We start from the raw sequence: 15,070 nt of genomic DNA, 5'->3' as shown, positions 1-15,070 counted from the left end.
CTCAGGTCTCCTGTTTCTTCAACAGCAGCGCCGAGGCGCCCAGGATGACGGGAATGGCGATCAGCAGCGGCCAGAACGAGCCTTGCAGGTTGGAGAAGTCCAGGGCCTTGCTGAAGACGCCGCGGCTGATGGTCAGCATGTGCGTGGCGGGGTAGACCTGTCCGATCAGGCGGCCGGCGCCTTCCAGCGACGACACCGGGTTGAGCAGGCCGGCGAACTGCACCGCGGGCACCAGGGTGCCTATCATGGTGAAGAACAGCGCCGCGATCTGGCTGCGGGTGAACGTGGAGGCCAACAGGCCGATGGCGGTGGCCACCACGTTGTAGATCAGCGCGGCGGCAAGCAGGGTCAGGAAGCTGCCGGTGATGGGCACGCCGAACAGCGTCACGGCCAGCAGCGTCATCAGCAGGAAATTCAGCATGGCCAGCGCCACGTAGGGCGCCTGCTTGCCCAGCAGGAATTCCAGCCGTGTCACGGGCGTGACGTACAGATTGATGATGGAACCCAGCTCCTTTTCGCGCACCACCGCCAGCGCCGTCAGCATCGCCGGCATCATCAGGAGCAGCAGCGGGATCACGGCGGGCACCATGGCGGGGAGGCTGCGCACATCCGGGTTGTAGCGGAAGCGCGTCTCTATGCTGACCGGCAGGGTCGCGTCCGAGCCCAGGCGTTCGCGCGCCTGCTGCATCAGCCAGCCCTGGTGCATGCCCAGCACATAGCCGCGGATGGTCTCGGCGCGCTGCGGCATGGCGCCGTCGATCCAGACGCCGATCTGCGCGCCGTTGCCGCGCTCCGCGTCGCGCGCAAAGCCTTGCGGTATCTCGATGGCCAGCGACAGCTCGCCGCTGCGCATGCGCGCGTCCATCTCCTCGTAGCTGGAAATGGGCGGATGTTCGATGAAGTAGCGCGAGCCCGCCAGGTTCAGACTGTAGTTGTGGCTCAGGCCGGTCTGGTCGCGGTCCATGACCGCATAGCGCAGGTCCTCCACGTCCATGCTGATGCCAAAGCCCATCACGAACATCAGCAAGAGCGAACCGGCCAGGGCCAGCGTGGCGCGCACCGGGTCGCGGCGCAGTTCCAGCGATTCGCGCCACATGTAGCTCAGCATGCGCTGCAGGCTGAAGCCGCGGTGTTCCGGCGTTTCGGCGGAGGCGGACGCCAAGGGGGGAGCGGCTTGCGCGTCAGCGTCTTCTGGTTTGGTGCCGGCGCCCGCGTCGATCAGGTAGGCGATGAAGGCTTCCTCCAGCGTCTGCGCGCCGCGCATGCGCGTGATCTCGTCGGGCGACGCGCTGACCAGCACCTTGCCCGCATGCATCAGCGACATGCGGTCGCAGCGCTGGGCCTCGTTCATGAAGTGCGTGGAAATGAAGATGGTGACCTGGTCCTGGCGCGCCAGCGCGATCAGCAGGCGCCAGAAGTTGTCTCGCGCGACGGGGTCCACGCCCGAGGTCGGTTCATCCAGGATCAGCAGTTCGGGCTTGTGCACCATGGCCACCGCCAGCGACAGGCGCTGGCGCACGCCCATGGGCAGATTCTCGGGCAAGGTGTCCAGCACTTCGCCCAGGTCGAAGCGCTGCACCATCTCGTCCACGCGCGCCGGAATCTCGGCCTCCGGAACGTGGAACAGGCGCGCGTGCAGCACCAGGTTCTGCATTACGGTCAGCTCGCCATACAGCGAGAACGCCTGCGACATGTAGCCCACGCGGCGGCGGGTATCGATGTTGCGCGGATCGACCTCGGCGCCGAACAGCCAGGCCTGTCCTTCGCTTGCCGGCAGCAGGCCGGTCAGCATTTTCATGGTGGTGGACTTGCCGCAGCCGTTGGAACCCAGGAAACCGAAGATCTCGCCCTTGCGGATGCGGAAGTTCACGTGGTCCACGGCGACGAAATCGCCGAAGCGCATGGTCAGGTCGCGCGCCTCGATGGCGATCTCGGCGTCTTGGTCGATGGCCAGCGGCACGATCTCCACCGGCTTGTGGCCGCGCTTCTTTTCTTCCGGTAGCAAGGAGATGAAGGCGGCTTCCAGCGAGTCCGCGCCGGTGCGCTGCTGCAGTTCGGCGGGCGTGCCGGTGGCCAGCACACGGCCTTCGTCCATGGCGATCAGCCAGTCGAAGCGCTGCGCCTCGTCCATGTAGGCCGTGGCCACGATCACGCTCATGCCGCTGCGCTCGCGGCGGATCTCGTTGATCAGGTCCCAGAACTGCGCGCGCGCCAGCGGATCCACGCCGGTGGTGGGCTCGTCCAGGATCAGCAAGTCGGGGTCGTGGATCAGTGCGCAGCACAGACCCAGCTTCTGCTTCATGCCGCCGGACAGCTTGCCGGCCGGGCGCGACAGGAAGGCCGACATGCCGGTGCTGCGAGTCAGGCTGTCGATGCGGCGGCGGCGCTCGGCTTCGTCATGGCCGAACAGGCGGCCGAAGAACTGCAGGTTCTCTTCGACCGACAGGGTGGGATAGAGATTCTTGCCCAGGCCCTGCGGCATATAGGCGATGCGCGGGCACACGTCGTCGCGGTGCCGGCGGCTGGCCATGTCGCCATCCAGCACGTCCACCTTGCCTTCCTGCACCGCGCGCGAACCCGCGATCAGGGCCAGCAGGCTGGACTTGCCGACGCCGTCCGGGCCGATCAGCCCGACCATGCGGCCGGCGGGAATGTCCAGGGTGATGCCGTCCAGCGCCACCGTCTTGCCGTAGCGCAGGCTGACGCCGGACAGCGTCACCACGGGCGCGGTGTCCGGGGAGGTCATCAGGGCACCTTGACTTCAAGATTGGCGGGCCATTGCGCGTCGGCATCGAGCTTCAGCCAGGCCACGCCCGGCAGGCCCGTCTTGACCTGCTTCAAGTGCCGCTGCAGCAGCTCGGGGCTGATCTGGGCCTTGACGCGGAACATCAGCTTCTGCCGTTCGCTGGCGGTCTCCACCGTCTTGGGCGTGAACTGCGCGGTGCTGGCCACGAAGGAGACCTTGGCGGGGATGACGTATTGCGGCGCGGCGTCGAGGATGATGCGTACGTCCTGACCCAGCGCCACGCGGCCGGCCGCCTGCTCGGGCAGGAAGAACGTCATGTAGACATCGGCCAGGTCCACCATGTTCAGCACCTTGCCGCCAGCGCCCAGCACTTCGCCAGGCTGTGCCACGCGGTACTGCACACGGCCGTCGCGCGGGGCGCGCAGCTCGCTGTCGGCGATGTCGGCCTCGATGCGGGCGATGGTGGCCTGTGCGGCGGAGACGGCGGATTGCGCGCCGACCTCGGCGGCGCGCGCGGCGTCGATGGCGGCCTGCGCGGCCTTCACCTGCGCACGCGCGGCATGCACCGAGGCTTGTGCGCTGCGCACGCGGGCGCGGTCGTCGTCCAGTTCCTGGATGGACGAGGCGCCTTCCTTGGACAGCGTCTCAGAGCGGGCCAGGCGGCGGCGCGCGGCGTCCAGTTCGCTTTCGCGCTGCACCACCACGGCCTCTGCAGCCAGCTTGTCGCTCTCGCGTTGCGCGACCTGCGCGCTGGCGCTGGCCGCGCCGTTGACGGCCTGCTGATGCTGGGCGCGCGCTTCCTCGCGCTGCGCCTGCAAAGTGTCGATCTGCATGCGCGCCAGCGGCTGGCCGGCGGCGACGAAGTCGCCTTCGACCGCCAGCACTTCCTGCACCCGGCCGGCCAGCTTGGCAGCCACGTCGATTTCGGTGGCTTCGATGCGGCCGTTGCCGCTGATGAATCCCTCGCCCGGGCCGCTGTCGGACAGCAACCGCCAGCCGTAGTAGCCGCCGGCGGCAACCGCCAGGGCGATCAGGACAGGGACCAGTTTTCGGGTGGGCAGGCGCATCGGGGATCCTTGATTATTGGTTTATCGGGGGCTGGCGGTTGGCGCGGAGGCGGTCTGCGCCGTGGGCGGCGCTTGCGTGCCGCCGCCCAGCGCCGCATACAGCCGCACGCGGCTGGACAGCAGGGCGCGGCGCGTCTGCGCGAGCTTCTGCTGGGCCGCCAGCAGATCGCGCTGCGCGTCCAGCACCTCCAGATAGGGCGAGGCGCCATGGTCGTAGCGCAGTTGGGCGAGGCGGGCGCGTTCGCTCTGCGCCGCCACGGTGGCGCGCAGCACGTCCACCTGTTCCGCCAGCCAGTAGCGCGCGGACAGCGCGTCGGACACGTCCTTGAAGGCGGTCTGTATGGTCTGTTCGTAGGCGGCCACGGCTTGGTCGCGGCGCGCTTCGGTCAGGTCCAGGTTGGCCGAGCGCCGGCCGCCGTCGAAGATCGGCAGGCTGATGCTGGGCGCGAAGTTCCAGGCGCGGCTACCGCCCGAGAACAGGCCGTCCAACTCGCTGCTGGCGGTGCCGAACGCGCCGGTCAGGGTGATGGTCGGCAGGAAGGCGGCGCGGGCCGCGCCGATGTTGGCGTTGGCGGCCTGGAGCTGATGTTCGGCGGCGACGATGTCGGGGCGGTTGACCAGCAGGTCCGAGGGCAGGCCCGCCGGCAACTCGCGCATGACGGCGTTGTCGTCCAGGCGCGTGGGCAGCTTGGGCAGGTTCAGCGGCGCGCCCGCCAGCAGCTCCAGCGCGCTGGCCTGGGCGGCGCGGGTCTGTTCCAGGTCCGCGCCCAGCGCCTTGGCCTGCTGCCACAGCGTTTCGACCTGGGTCAGGTCCAGTTTGGAGATTGCGCCTTCCTCGAAGCGGCGGCGGAAGATGCGCAGCGACTCTTCACGCGAGGCGATGGTCTCGCGGGTCAGCGCCAGGCGCTCGTCCAGTTCGCGCAAGGACAGGTAGCTGTCCGCCACTTCGGCGACCAGGCTTAGCGTCGCGGCCCGCGCGGCCGCATCCGAGGCCAGGTAATTCTGCAAGGCGGCGTCCTTCAGGCTGCGCACGCGGCCCCAGAAGTCCAGCTCCCAGCTGGCCATGCCCAGGCCCACCTGGTATTGGCTGGAGACCAGCGGCTGTCCCGTGAGGTTCAGGTCGCCCGGTACACGGGCGCGGGAGCCGTCCGCTTGCACGCCTATGGTGGGGAACTGGTCGGCGCGCTGGATGCCATACAACGCGCGCGCTTCTTCCACGCGCAGCAGGGCGCGGCGCAGGTCGCGGTTGTTGTCCAGAGCGGTGGATATCAGCGTCTGCAGCGCTGGATCGGGGAAGTAGGTCCGCCAGCCGATTTCGGCGGCGGCTGCGGCGTGGGCCGCGGTCGCTTCGGGCGCTGGGGCTGTATAGGCGGCAGGCACGGGCAGCGCGGGGCGTTCGTATTCGGGCGCCATGGACACGCAACCGCTGGCCAGCAGCGTCAGCAGGGCTGCGGGAACGAGGCGCGTGGCGATCGTGGCCGGAAACGGGCGGAGTGTCATGCGGGGTCTCTCCAGCGCGGGGGCCGGGCGCGTCCCAGGGCAGGCTTGTGACGCCGCCTTCGGGGCGGACCCGATACCGGGTTCATGCTTGCAGATATTGTGCAGTGCGGCGGCTACGCATTCCTTGATCAGAATCAAAGTAGCGACTGACTGGTCGGTTTTTAATGAATTGCACATATACAGGGAGCAGAAGGATGGTCATGCAGCGCCGTCGTCTTCCTCCGGTGGTGCGGATCGGGCAGATTCTCGATGCCGCGCTCCAGGAGTTCTCGCAGGCGGGCTATGCCGGCGCCAGGATGGATGACATCGCGCTGCGGGCTGGCCTGTCCAAGGGTGGGCTCTATGCGCATTTCGACAGCAAGGAAGCGGTCTTCGAAGCCCTGCTGACGCGCCACCTCAGCCCCTCGCGGCTCGACATCGAGGCGGTGGTGGATGGCGCCCAGTCGCCGCGCCATCTTGCCGAACGCATCGTCAATCATCTCTACGTCAGCCTCGGAAACGCGGCCATGATCAGCACCATGCGGCTGCTGCTGGCCGAAAGCGGGCGCGTGCCCCACCTGGCCGCGCGCTGGCGGCAGGAGACCGCGCAGGCGCATCAAACCGACATCGCGCGGCTGCTGGAGCGCGCGCGCGATCGCGGCCTGTGCGCCGATTGCGTCGCGCTCAAGCATCCCTGGCTGCTGCTGTCGCCCATCGTTCATACCCTGGTCATGTCTGCGCTGATGGGACCTGACGAGCGCATCGACCTGCCCGAGCGGCGGCAGGCGCATGTGGCGCTGATCTGCGAGCTTCTGCGCCAGAGCCCTGCGTGACGGAGGGCCCCGGAGTTCCTTGACGCTGCGCCCGGCTTGGTGTCCTATCCAGAGTTGGTCGCGCGGCGGCCATGCACGACCTACGCGGCGAGGTGACATGGCGACATCGGGAGTGACTGGCGACACACCGTCCTGGCGTTATCTGCCAGTGGCCCTGGCTTTGGTGCTTCCCATCCTGGCCTGTGTTGGCTGGACATGGCTGCAAGCGCACAACGCACAGCGGCTCGAAGGCGAGACCGCCGCGCGCATCGTGCGCGCCCAGGCCGAGAGCATCCTCATCCAATCCCAGGACATGCTGGGGCGGGTGGCGGAACAGGCGGGCAAGTCTTGTGACGAGGTGCTGCCCATGCTGCAGCGCTGGGGCACCTTGAATCCGTATTTTCGTTCCCTGGTCCTGGTGCGCAACCAGCGCGTCTACTGCTCATCGGCGGTAGGCGCCGTGGACGCCTCGCTCGACGATTTCAGCAAGTGGAAAATCAACATCGTGTCGGACCACTGGCAGATCTCGGTGGCCGGCACGCCCTTGGCGCCGGAGCGGCCGGCCATCCTCATAGGCAAGTCCGGCGCCGACGGCCATGGCGGCATCGTGGTGGTGGATGGCCGCTACGTGCAGGACCTGGTGAATGCCGTGGCCACCATGGACGACCTGCAGCTGGAATTGGTCGTCGGCAGGAACGGCGCGCCGATACGCAGCGATTCCTGGGGCGGCGCGGCGGCGCGCGCGGTGCCGCTGCGCGACGAGGACGATGCCACCGCGACGGGCCTGAGAGTCAACGTCCTGGCGCCGCCCGAGACCCTGGTGCGCGCGTGGTCGCGGTCCATGGCGACGTATCTTCCGGTGGCGCTGCTGCTCGGGCTGGGCCTGGCCGTGGCCACGCACCGGCTGCAGGTCAGCAGGCGTTCGTTCAAGGAACGCCTGCGCCGCGCCATGCGGGCTGGCGAGTTCCTGGTGCACTACCAGCCCGTGTACGGGCAGGCCACGGGCCGCTGCGAGGGCGTGGAGGCGCTGATGCGCTGGGAGAGGCCGGGCATCGGGCCGGTGCGCCCGGACGTCTTCATCGCCGAGGCCGAGGCCGAAGGCATGATCATTCCGCTGACCCAGCATCTGCTCACGCTGATCGAACGTGACATGCGGACCTGGCCCACGCCGCCGGATTTCCACATCGGCGTGAACATCGCGGCCGAACACTTATCCAGCGTGGAACTGCTGCCTGACGTCCAGGCCTTCGCGGCCAAGATCGCGGCGCGGCATCCGCTGGTGGTGCTGGAGATCACCGAGCGCAGCCTGATCATGGACAACGGGCAGGCACGGCGCAACATCGATGCCTTGCGCGCCCAGGGCCTGCGCGTGGCGATCGACGACTTCGGCACCGGCCACTGTTCGTTGTCGTACCTGCAGAAATTTCCGGTGGACTACCTGAAAGTCGACCAGGGCTTCGTGCAGGCCATCGGGCCCGCGGGCGAGGAAGCGCCAGTGCTGGACGCCATCATCACGCTGGCGCACCGTCTGGGGCTGTCGGTCGTGGCGGAAGGCGTGGAAACGCCATATCAGTTCGACTATCTGAAGGCGCGCGGCGTGGCGTTCATCCAGGGCTATCTGTTTGCGCGGCCGATGCCGTCGGCCGAGTTCGTGCGCTGGTACGCCGGGCATGAACCGCCCGGCGACGCGTAGTCTTCAGGCGGCTTTGCCGTTGGGGGCGGCCTTGGCGAAGAACAGGTCGGTGATGCTCTGGCTGTCCATGGGCTCGCCGTTGATGGCGCGGGCCAGCAGCTCGGCGCCCAGCAGTTGCACGGAGAACACCAGGTCGGGATTCACCCGGCGGATCTTCTCCAGGTGCTTGCTGGTGTTGACCAGCGCGACCGTCTTGGCGCCGTTTTCGCCGCAAGCTTCCTTCGCGGCCAGCACGATGAAGGCGTTCTCGGCGTCGTCGTCGCGCAGCGCCAGCACGTAGCGCGCGCGGGTCACGCCCGCGTTGTGCAGCACATCCACGCTGGACGGGTCGCCTTCGATCAGGTCCGTGGCCGCCGGATATTCCTGCGGCACGCCAGGAGGCACGATGACGGTGACTTCGTCGCCGCGGCGGCGCAGGCCGTCGTAAACGCTCATGGCCAGGGGCGTCGCGCCCGCGATGATGATGTGATTTTTGCGCATGGCGGTGGAGAACCTGCCTTTGACCAGCCGTTTCAGATTGCCGCCGATCACCGGCCCGGCGATCGCGCTGATGGACGTGGCGAAGATGGTGATGCCCAGGATGATAATCGACGCGGTGAACAGCCGCGCGGTTCCGGTGTGCGGCGTGATGTCGCCATAACCGACCGTGGACATGGATACGATGGAGAAGTAGAGCGCGGTGGTGGCGTCTGTGATGGGCGGATTGAATTCGTTGCCCAGATAGAGCGTGCCGAAGACCGCGTAGATCAGCAGCGACAGCATGCTGACCAGGGCGAACAGCGAGCCGGCGGTCACGCTGGCGCGGTCGAAACGGCGCCAGTAGGCGATCAGCGCGATGACCAGGACCAGCGTATAGATGCCCAGGCCGGCGCGGCCGCTGTCTCCCATGATGGCGAAGGTGCCCACGCCGATCAGCAGCACCAGTGAGAACGCCCAGGCGATGCGCGCCTTGAGGATCAGTCCCAGCGCGATGACCTGCAGCCCCACGCCTAACACCAGGCGCGGTATCTCCAGCAGGCCCACCACGCGCATGACCTCATGCCAGTTGTCGATAGCGAGCCAGAATCCGTATTCGCGCGCCCGCACCTCGCGCAGCACCGGATGCATGAAGGCGTACCCGTCCAGCGCCACCAGGATGGCCAGGCACCAGTTGGGCGGAAACAGCGCCAGCAGCTTGCGCAAGCGGTGCTTGAGGGGAACGGGTAGTGTGGGCATGGCTTTGGCGGGAACGGATCCCAAGTCCTTTGGCGGCATTGTAGGGGGCGTGCCGCGCTATACCAGATATGTATGGAAGGCTATCAACAAAGAATTACTGCAAACCTGCCCGAGGTCCTAAACTTCGTGCATCAAGCGGCTATCCATGAGGAACGCCGCTGATAAGGGCGGGACGGCCGCTGTTTTAGCAAACGGACGAATCGCCTGGCGTTGATCACGTTGCAGCCTGTGCAGGGACTAGAGACCCCGCCCAGGTTCACGGTCTGACCGTACGTGAGCAGTATGAGGCACGAATGTTGGAATCGCGTGATCCAGGTAGTAGGCATCAGTGCCGGCTGATGACTCCAGGCTCACGTGTTGTTTTAGCGCGGCGTCTTACCTTTCGAGGCAGCGCCGCGTTTTTTTCGTCCTGGCCCGTTGCGGGCCGGACCTCAAATGGACGCGTTCGCGTCCGCCGTTTCTCGGCGCCAGTCGCCCTGGGCCTCCAGGCGGCTTTCTTCCCCAGATACCCGAAATTCCAGGTCCAGCGTGATGTCCGCTGCGAACATGTAGCCCCAGCCATGCACGGCGCGGATCGGCAGCGTCATCTCGTTGGCCGCCGCTTTGCGCCGCAAGCGGCTGATCATGACGTCCACGAAGCGGCGCCGCGAGATGCCGCTGTCGGCCTCGTCCGCGCCGTCCGCGTAGAAGGCGTCGCGGCTGACCTTGCGGTCGGGCGCGTTGACCAGCCGTGACAGGAAGTCGCGCTCGCCGGTGGTCAGCCCCAGCGTGCGGCCCGTGGGGCTGATCAGGGTCCAGCCCTTGTTCGCAAGGCGCCAGGTGTCGTGCATGGATTCATCCAGCGTGTGTCCGTCGGATGCGGCGTCCGCGCCGTCCAGGCCCACGGCGCGGCGCACCAGCGCCTGCAGCGCCGCCGCCAGCTCCAGCCCGGATACGTCCGGCGGCAGGCAGGCATCCGCGCCGCAGAGCAGCGTACGGATGCGGCTTTCGGCATCGGCGAATGCGGCAATGGCGACAATACCCAGGCCTCGGTCCACGGCGCGCAGCCGGACGGCGGCATTGTGGATGTCGGGCAGGGGCGCTTTCAGCACCACCAGCGGGCAGGGGCGGCGCGAGTATCTGTCGTAGACGTCGGCCAGGTCATGGCAGCGGCGCACATTGAAACCCAGGTGCGAAAGGGCTTCGATGAGTCCGGCATGCCTGGCGTCGTCGTGGCCCAGAAATATGACATCCAGCGTGTTGTTCATTGATGCTTCCAATGAGGAGACAGGCCTGGGCGGCTGTGCCTGATGCCTAGGCGGGGCGCTGCGTGTCATACCCGTCTCCCTGTGCTGCGCGCCGAGGCGCGAGAGCGCCGGGCGGTGTTGTTCGGATGGGCGCGAGGCCGGGGGGATTGCCCCTGGTTTCGTGCTTACGCCGATGGCCGCCCATGCTTCGATGCTGCTTGGAAGTCACGCCCGTGTTTCATTTAAACACGGGCGTGTTTTTTTGTGAAGATACGTTTCTGTAGTTTCTGACAGTAACAGAAAGCGCAGGGGCAGCGCTATGGAAACGCTTGAAATACTGTTTGTTTTGGGAAGCGGGTGTTAACGCATTATGTATCGCCGATACATTATTTTCGATTTTGAATACGTGAAACGCCCTAAACTCGCCACGCTCTTGCCGCCGCGGCACGCTTGCATGACAGGGGCCCCAGCTGCGCGGCAATACCGATGTGGCAATGCAAGCCAATGATAGATATGGTCTTTTTGATGGCGCGCCGACGCGCTTCGAGGCGCCTGGAACAGGCTTGAAGCGCGCGCAGTCGGCTACATGGCGCGATTTACGGATTAGCCCCGCAATTCGGGTGTAATCCGTTTATTTGGCGCCAGTATTGAGATGTTTTAATCAAATAAATAAATTCTTATTAATGTCTCAGGTTGATCGATTGGACACGTTTAGCCATCGTCTGCGCAACGCAAGAATGCTTCAGGGATGGACTCAAAAGGACTTGGCGGTCGCAAGCAACCTGTCGCAAAGCGCTATCGGCAACTACGAAAGCGGGCAGCGCCGGCGGCCATCCAGCGACGCGCTCATCAAGCTGACCCGCGCGCTATGCGTCAATCCCATGTGGCTCAGCACCGGCGAGGGGCCGATGCTGAACCCGGAGCCGGGCGTCATCCAGGCGGGCGCGGAGCGTGTGGCGCTCCCTGCCGCCTGGCCGTTCGAATCCATCTCCTATGCCACCTATGCGCGCCTGAGCTCCCAGGAAAAACGGCAGATCGAACAAGTGCTGGCCGCCTACATCAAGGCACGCGGCGAATAGACCCGAGGGGCTGCGCGGGCGCGCCAGCGGGGCGCCGCCGGGTGTCGGACGCAGGCGCGGGATCGCGGTCGTCGGTGCGCAGGCGGCTGCGCAGACGCTCGATGGGATCCGCAATCACGCTGTTGAGCAGGGCCGAGAATGCGATGGTGCTCGTGATCACCAGCGCCATGAAGAGCAGCGGCTGGTCCAGATGCGCTTCTTCAAGCAGCCACTTGAAGAACATGATCACCAGCGAATGGCAGATGTAGATCGGGTAGCTCAACTCGCCGATCGCCTTGTCGAGCCTGTGGCGCGACTGGAACAGGAAGGCCAGCGGCAGCAGCGCCCCGAACAGCAGCACGGCCAGGCCGTCGCGCACGGTCTGGTTCATGGCGATCGAGAAATGCAGCACACAGTAGACCGCCAGCACGGCCGTGCCGATTTCCGGCAGGCGCTTGATCCGTTGCGTCCAGGCCTTATAGCGCGGCAAAAGCACCTGGTGCGACAGCGAACCGAGCAGGAACAGGGCGAGTTCGGTCGGAAAGAACCGATACGTCCAGGGATCGCCCAAGCCTATGCCGGTGGCGATCAGCACGCCGCGCAACGCCAGCGATGCGGCCAGCAATGCGAGCAGCCGGCGCGGCGAATGCAGGATGAAGGGAGCGACCAGGTAGAAGCTCATCTCCACGCCCAGGGTCCAGGCCTGCGGCACCAGCAGCCCTTCGTAAAGCGGGACTTCGCTGTGCGCGAAGTTGCCAGTGAACTTGAGCGCGGAATGTTCGATGCCGAAGAACATCAGCCAGTCCTGGCCCATGATGAAAATGTTGGAGAGCACCAGGAACAGTTCGGCGCTGAAGGGCAGCGCGTCGTAGATGCGGAAGAATGCGCCGCCGCTCATCACGTGCGCGGCCAGCGTCAGCGCCGCAACGGCGAGATAGATCGGGAACAGCCGCAGGAAGCGGTTTGCATAGAACTTGCCCACCGCGCCTTGATAGTGGTCGGTGGCGGTGAGCACATAGGAAATCAGGAAGCCCGAAATGACGTAGAACAGCTGTACCGCGAGACGGCCGCCCACCAGATGATCGGTGGCGCCTGCGCCCAGATGGTCCAGCACCACCGACAATGCCAACAAGGTTCTCAAAAAGCCCATCGCCGTGTCTCCCCCGGATTGATCTTATTTTTGGCCCCCGTGAGGAGCCGGACACCTGCGCCTGCGGTCGTTGCGATCGGCTGCCGCGCCTTGCATGCCGGCCAGGCACGGGTGACGATCTGTACTGATTCTGCGCGTCGATGTGTGCCGCCGCCATGGGGCGTTCGATGCAGCAAGGCCATGCAATTGGAGCGTGGCCATGCATTTGCCGTGCTGCTTTTGGATACCGCTTATGGGCTTAGAACACGCGTGCTGGACCGAAAGGGCGGTTACAGTCGAGGGATGTGTAATTGATGGAGTCCCGTACATGTCCAAGCTCTTGTCCACGCGTTGCCGCTTGATTGCTCCGGCTCTGCTGGCCGCGGCCCTGGCCGGTTGCGCCGGATCGACTGGCGGCGCGCGCCCGCAAGGCGCAGCTGCGGCCAACGCCGCCAGCAGCGCGGATTCGCTGGCCCAGACCAGTTGGGAACTGGTGCGCTGGACGCAGGCGGGCGGCGCGCTGCGCGACATTCCCCATGGCGACAACGGCGAACCGGTACGCCTGACCTTCCTGGCGCAAGGCAAGCAATATCGCGTCAATGGCTTTTCCGGCTGCAACCGCTACATGGGCACCTACAAGCTCGAAGGCGGCAAGCTCTACATCGACGCGCCCGCCGCCACGCGCATGGCCTGCCCCGCGCCGGAACGCGCCCGCCTCGAAGCGGACTATCTGCGCGGCCTGGCGTCCATCGACACGTTCACGCTGGACAACGGCGGCGCGCCGCGGCACCTGACCTTCAATCTGCGCGGCGGCGACGTGCTGGAGTTCGCGCGGCGCCAGGATCCGCCCACCCCCTGACGTAGCCAGCGGACCGCGTATCAAAGAGTGTTAAGCCGCGAATAACGGCGCCAGGCCGCGCCTACAATGGCGTGGTCCGGCCCGCCGCCTTGCGCGGGCGCTGCATTCCTCGCTTTTTCGGAGACCCTCATGCCCCTTCCCGCGTCTTTGCGCTGGCTGGCGCCTTGCCTGTTGTCCATCGGCCTGGCCGCCTGCTCGGCGCCGCCCAAGCGTGCCGCGGATGGCCAGGATCCGCGCTTTCAGCCCGCTTCCGCTTCCGACATGCTGGCGCAGACCAGCTGGGATCTGGCGCGCTGGACCTTGCCCGGCGGCGGCTTGCGGCAGATTCCGCATCCCTCTTCCAATTCGCGCCCGCTTACGGCGAGCTTCGTCCATGACCAGGGGGCGCCGCGCATTTCCGGTTTCTCCGGCTGCAACCAGTACAACGGCTCCTATACCGTTGCCAACGGCCTGCTGATCGTGCAGGGGCGCCCGGTGTCGACCATGATGGCCTGCGCGCCGCAGAACATGAAGCTGGAGCAGGATTTCCTGGCTGCGCTGACCAGCATCACCGCCACGTCGGTGGACAACGCCAACAATCCGCAGCGCATGACCTGGGTGCTCAGCTCGGGCGACAGGCTGGACTTCGGACGCCGCACCGATCCCATCGCAGGCGGCCAGCAGGGACCGACCAAGCTGGTCTACGTGAATTCGGAGCGCGTGCCTTGCACCGCCGGCGCGGGCCGCGCCATGTGCTACCAGGTGCGCGACAGCGCCGGACAGCCCTGGCAGCTCTGGTACGGCGAAATCACGGGGTTCAACTTCCAGCCTGGCGTGCGTTACCGCTTGCGCGTGGTCGAGGTCCGCAACCCGAATCCGCCGGCCGACGCGTCGACGTTGCAGTGGGTGCTGGACGCGGTGGTCGAGCAGGAAATCGTCAATCGTTGAGCCGGATCAAACGGGGCGGCGGGCGGGGAAAACCGCCCAGCGATTACTATTACGCCTTTCGCCGCCCGCTTTTTTCCGCTTTTCCATGACTTCCGTCGTCAATATCGCCGCTTACAAATTCGTTTCGCTGGATGCTCTGCCCGAGTTGCGCGCCCGCCTTCTGGACGAGGCAGGCCTGGCCGCGCTCAAGGGCACCATCCTGTTGGCCGAAGAGGGGATCAACCTGTTCCTGGCGGGTTCGGCGGATGGCATCGACGCGTTTCTGCGCACCCTGCGCGCCGATCCGCGCTTCGCCGACCTGGAAGTGAAGTTCAGCCATAGCGCGGCGGTGCCGTTCCGCAAGCTGTTGGTGAAGATCAAGCGCGAGATCATCCGCATGAATCATCCGGCGATCCGCCCGGAAGCGGGACGCGCGCCCGGCGTGGATGCGAAGACGCTGGCGCGCTGGCTCGAGGCCGGCATGGACGACGCCGGACGGCCCGTGGTCATGCTGGACACGCGCAACGCCTTCGAGGTCGACGAAGGCACCTTCAGGAACGCCATCGATTGGCGCATTGAACGCTTCACGCAATTTCCTGCGGCGGTGCAGGCGCACCGGGCCGAACTGGAAGGCAAGACCGTGGTCAGTTTCTGCACCGGCGGGATCCGCTGCGAAAAGGCCGCGATCTACATGAACGAGGCCGGCATCGAGCACGTCTACCAACTCGATGGCGGCATCCTCAAGTACTTCGAGGAAACCGGCGGTCCCGGCTATGACGGCAAATGCTTCGTCTTCGACGAACGCATTTCGCTGGACCCGGCGCTGGCGCCCAGCAAGGCCTGATGTACCGCGCTCAATAACAAAAAGCCCGCCGAGTTG

12 protein-coding genes are annotated in these 15,070 nt (G+C 66.2%); 6 read left to right on the top strand and 6 right to left on the bottom strand.

All coding sequences use genetic code 11. From position 1 onward, the window contains the following. Position 1 precedes the first annotated feature (1 nt). Genes rbbA through DXK93_RS13820 form a run of 3 tightly spaced genes read right to left on the bottom strand, consistent with a single transcriptional unit; the run spans position 2 to position 5,313 of the window. Complete coding sequence (gene rbbA / locus DXK93_RS13830; protein ID WP_119450336.1) at positions 2-2,746, bottom strand: ribosome-associated ATPase/putative transporter RbbA; 2,745 nt, start codon at positions 2,744-2,746, stop codon at positions 2-4. After that, positions 2,746-3,813 carry an HlyD family secretion protein gene (locus tag DXK93_RS13825; protein ID WP_119450335.1) on the bottom strand — a complete coding sequence of 356 codons (1,068 nt, stop codon included), beginning with the start codon at positions 3,811-3,813 and terminating at the stop codon, positions 2,746-2,748. Before DXK93_RS13825 ends, rbbA begins: the two co-directional genes overlap by 1 nt. A 21-nt stretch (positions 3,814-3,834) precedes the next feature. Continuing rightward, positions 3,835-5,313: an efflux transporter outer membrane subunit gene (locus tag DXK93_RS13820; protein ID WP_199728295.1), complete on the bottom strand. Its 1,479-nt coding sequence runs from the start codon at positions 5,311-5,313 to the stop codon at positions 3,835-3,837. 194 nt (positions 5,314-5,507) lie between these two features. Between DXK93_RS13820 and DXK93_RS13815 the strand changes: the two genes are divergently transcribed. After that, positions 5,508-6,125, top strand: a complete 618-nt coding sequence (locus DXK93_RS13815; RefSeq protein WP_054452012.1) for a TetR/AcrR family transcriptional regulator — start codon at positions 5,508-5,510, stop codon at positions 6,123-6,125. A 97-nt stretch (positions 6,126-6,222) separates the two neighbouring features. Then, positions 6,223-7,797: a cyclic diguanylate phosphodiesterase gene (locus DXK93_RS13810; protein ID WP_119450334.1), complete on the top strand. Its 1,575-nt coding sequence runs from the start codon at positions 6,223-6,225 to the stop codon at positions 7,795-7,797. 3 nt (positions 7,798-7,800) lie between these two features. Here DXK93_RS13810 and kch read toward each other — a convergent pair whose 3' ends face one another. Both kch and DXK93_RS13800 read right to left on the bottom strand, forming a co-directional pair. Then, on the bottom strand, positions 7,801-9,012 hold the full coding sequence (kch, locus tag DXK93_RS13805) for a voltage-gated potassium channel protein (RefSeq protein WP_054452010.1): 1,212 nt from the start codon (positions 9,010-9,012) through the stop codon (positions 7,801-7,803). Positions 9,013-9,443: 431 nt separating this feature from the next. Beyond that, on the bottom strand, positions 9,444-10,259 hold the full coding sequence (locus tag DXK93_RS13800) for a response regulator transcription factor (RefSeq protein WP_119450333.1): 816 nt from the start codon (positions 10,257-10,259) through the stop codon (positions 9,444-9,446). 662 nt (positions 10,260-10,921) lie between these two features. On the opposite strand from DXK93_RS13800, the gene DXK93_RS13795 reads away from it, so the two are divergent. Further along, positions 10,922-11,317: a helix-turn-helix domain-containing protein gene (locus DXK93_RS13795; RefSeq protein ID WP_119450332.1), complete on the top strand. Its 396-nt coding sequence runs from the start codon at positions 10,922-10,924 to the stop codon at positions 11,315-11,317. On the opposite strand, the gene DXK93_RS13790 is transcribed toward DXK93_RS13795, so the two are convergent. Continuing rightward, positions 11,298-12,446 carry an acyltransferase gene (locus DXK93_RS13790; protein ID WP_119450331.1) on the bottom strand — a complete coding sequence of 383 codons (1,149 nt, stop codon included), beginning with the start codon at positions 12,444-12,446 and terminating at the stop codon, positions 11,298-11,300. The two genes, DXK93_RS13795 and DXK93_RS13790, sit on opposite strands and share 20 nt — an antisense overlap. Before the next feature lie 307 nt (positions 12,447-12,753). Between DXK93_RS13790 and DXK93_RS13785 the strand changes: the two genes are divergently transcribed. From DXK93_RS13785 to DXK93_RS13775, 3 genes are all read left to right on the top strand, one after another. Beyond that, positions 12,754-13,284 (top strand): META domain-containing protein, encoded by a 531-nt coding sequence (locus tag DXK93_RS13785; RefSeq protein WP_054452006.1) that lies wholly within the window; start codon positions 12,754-12,756, stop codon positions 13,282-13,284. Positions 13,285-13,413: 129 nt separating this feature from the next. Continuing rightward, positions 13,414-14,211: an META and DUF4377 domain-containing protein gene (locus tag DXK93_RS13780; RefSeq protein WP_054452005.1), complete on the top strand. Its 798-nt coding sequence runs from the start codon at positions 13,414-13,416 to the stop codon at positions 14,209-14,211. Positions 14,212-14,296: 85 nt separating this feature from the next. Beyond that, positions 14,297-15,034, top strand: coding sequence for a sulfurtransferase (locus tag DXK93_RS13775; RefSeq protein ID WP_054452004.1), 738 nt, complete (start codon positions 14,297-14,299; stop codon positions 15,032-15,034). The last annotated feature ends 36 nt before the right edge of the window (positions 15,035-15,070 follow it).

The sequence above is a fragment of the Achromobacter sp. K91 genome, from assembly GCF_003576205.1.
In the GTDB taxonomy this organism is placed as follows: domain Bacteria; phylum Pseudomonadota; class Gammaproteobacteria; order Burkholderiales; family Burkholderiaceae_B; genus Achromobacter; species Achromobacter aegrifaciens.
This window is presented reverse-complemented; position numbering and strand designations above follow the sequence as displayed.

Bases quoted from the DNA above. Each gene is read 5' to 3' on its own strand.
- DXK93_RS13780 (WP_054452005.1), top strand. From the start codon at position 13,414: ATGCCCCTTCCCGCGTCTTTGCGCTGGCTGGCGCCTTGCCTGTTGTCC.
- DXK93_RS13795 (WP_119450332.1), top strand. From the start codon at position 10,922: ATGTCTCAGGTTGATCGATTGGACACGTTTAGCCATCGTCTGCGCAAC.
- kch (WP_054452010.1), bottom strand. From the start codon at position 9,012: ATGCCCACACTACCCGTTCCCCTCAAGCACCGCTTGCGCAAGCTGCTG.
- rbbA (WP_119450336.1), bottom strand. From the start codon at position 2,746: ATGACCTCCCCGGACACCGCGCCCGTGGTGACGCTGTCCGGCGTCAGC.
- DXK93_RS13800 (WP_119450333.1), bottom strand. From the start codon at position 10,259: ATGAACAACACGCTGGATGTCATATTTCTGGGCCACGACGACGCCAGG.
- DXK93_RS13785 (WP_054452006.1), top strand. From the start codon at position 12,754: ATGTCCAAGCTCTTGTCCACGCGTTGCCGCTTGATTGCTCCGGCTCTG.
- DXK93_RS13775 (WP_054452004.1), top strand. From the start codon at position 14,297: ATGACTTCCGTCGTCAATATCGCCGCTTACAAATTCGTTTCGCTGGAT.
- DXK93_RS13790 (WP_119450331.1), bottom strand. From the start codon at position 12,446: ATGGGCTTTTTGAGAACCTTGTTGGCATTGTCGGTGGTGCTGGACCAT.
- DXK93_RS13815 (WP_054452012.1), top strand. From the start codon at position 5,508: ATGGTCATGCAGCGCCGTCGTCTTCCTCCGGTGGTGCGGATCGGGCAG.
- DXK93_RS13810 (WP_119450334.1), top strand. From the start codon at position 6,223: ATGGCGACATCGGGAGTGACTGGCGACACACCGTCCTGGCGTTATCTG.
- DXK93_RS13825 (WP_119450335.1), bottom strand. From the start codon at position 3,813: ATGCGCCTGCCCACCCGAAAACTGGTCCCTGTCCTGATCGCCCTGGCG.
- DXK93_RS13820 (WP_199728295.1), bottom strand. From the start codon at position 5,313: ATGACACTCCGCCCGTTTCCGGCCACGATCGCCACGCGCCTCGTTCCC.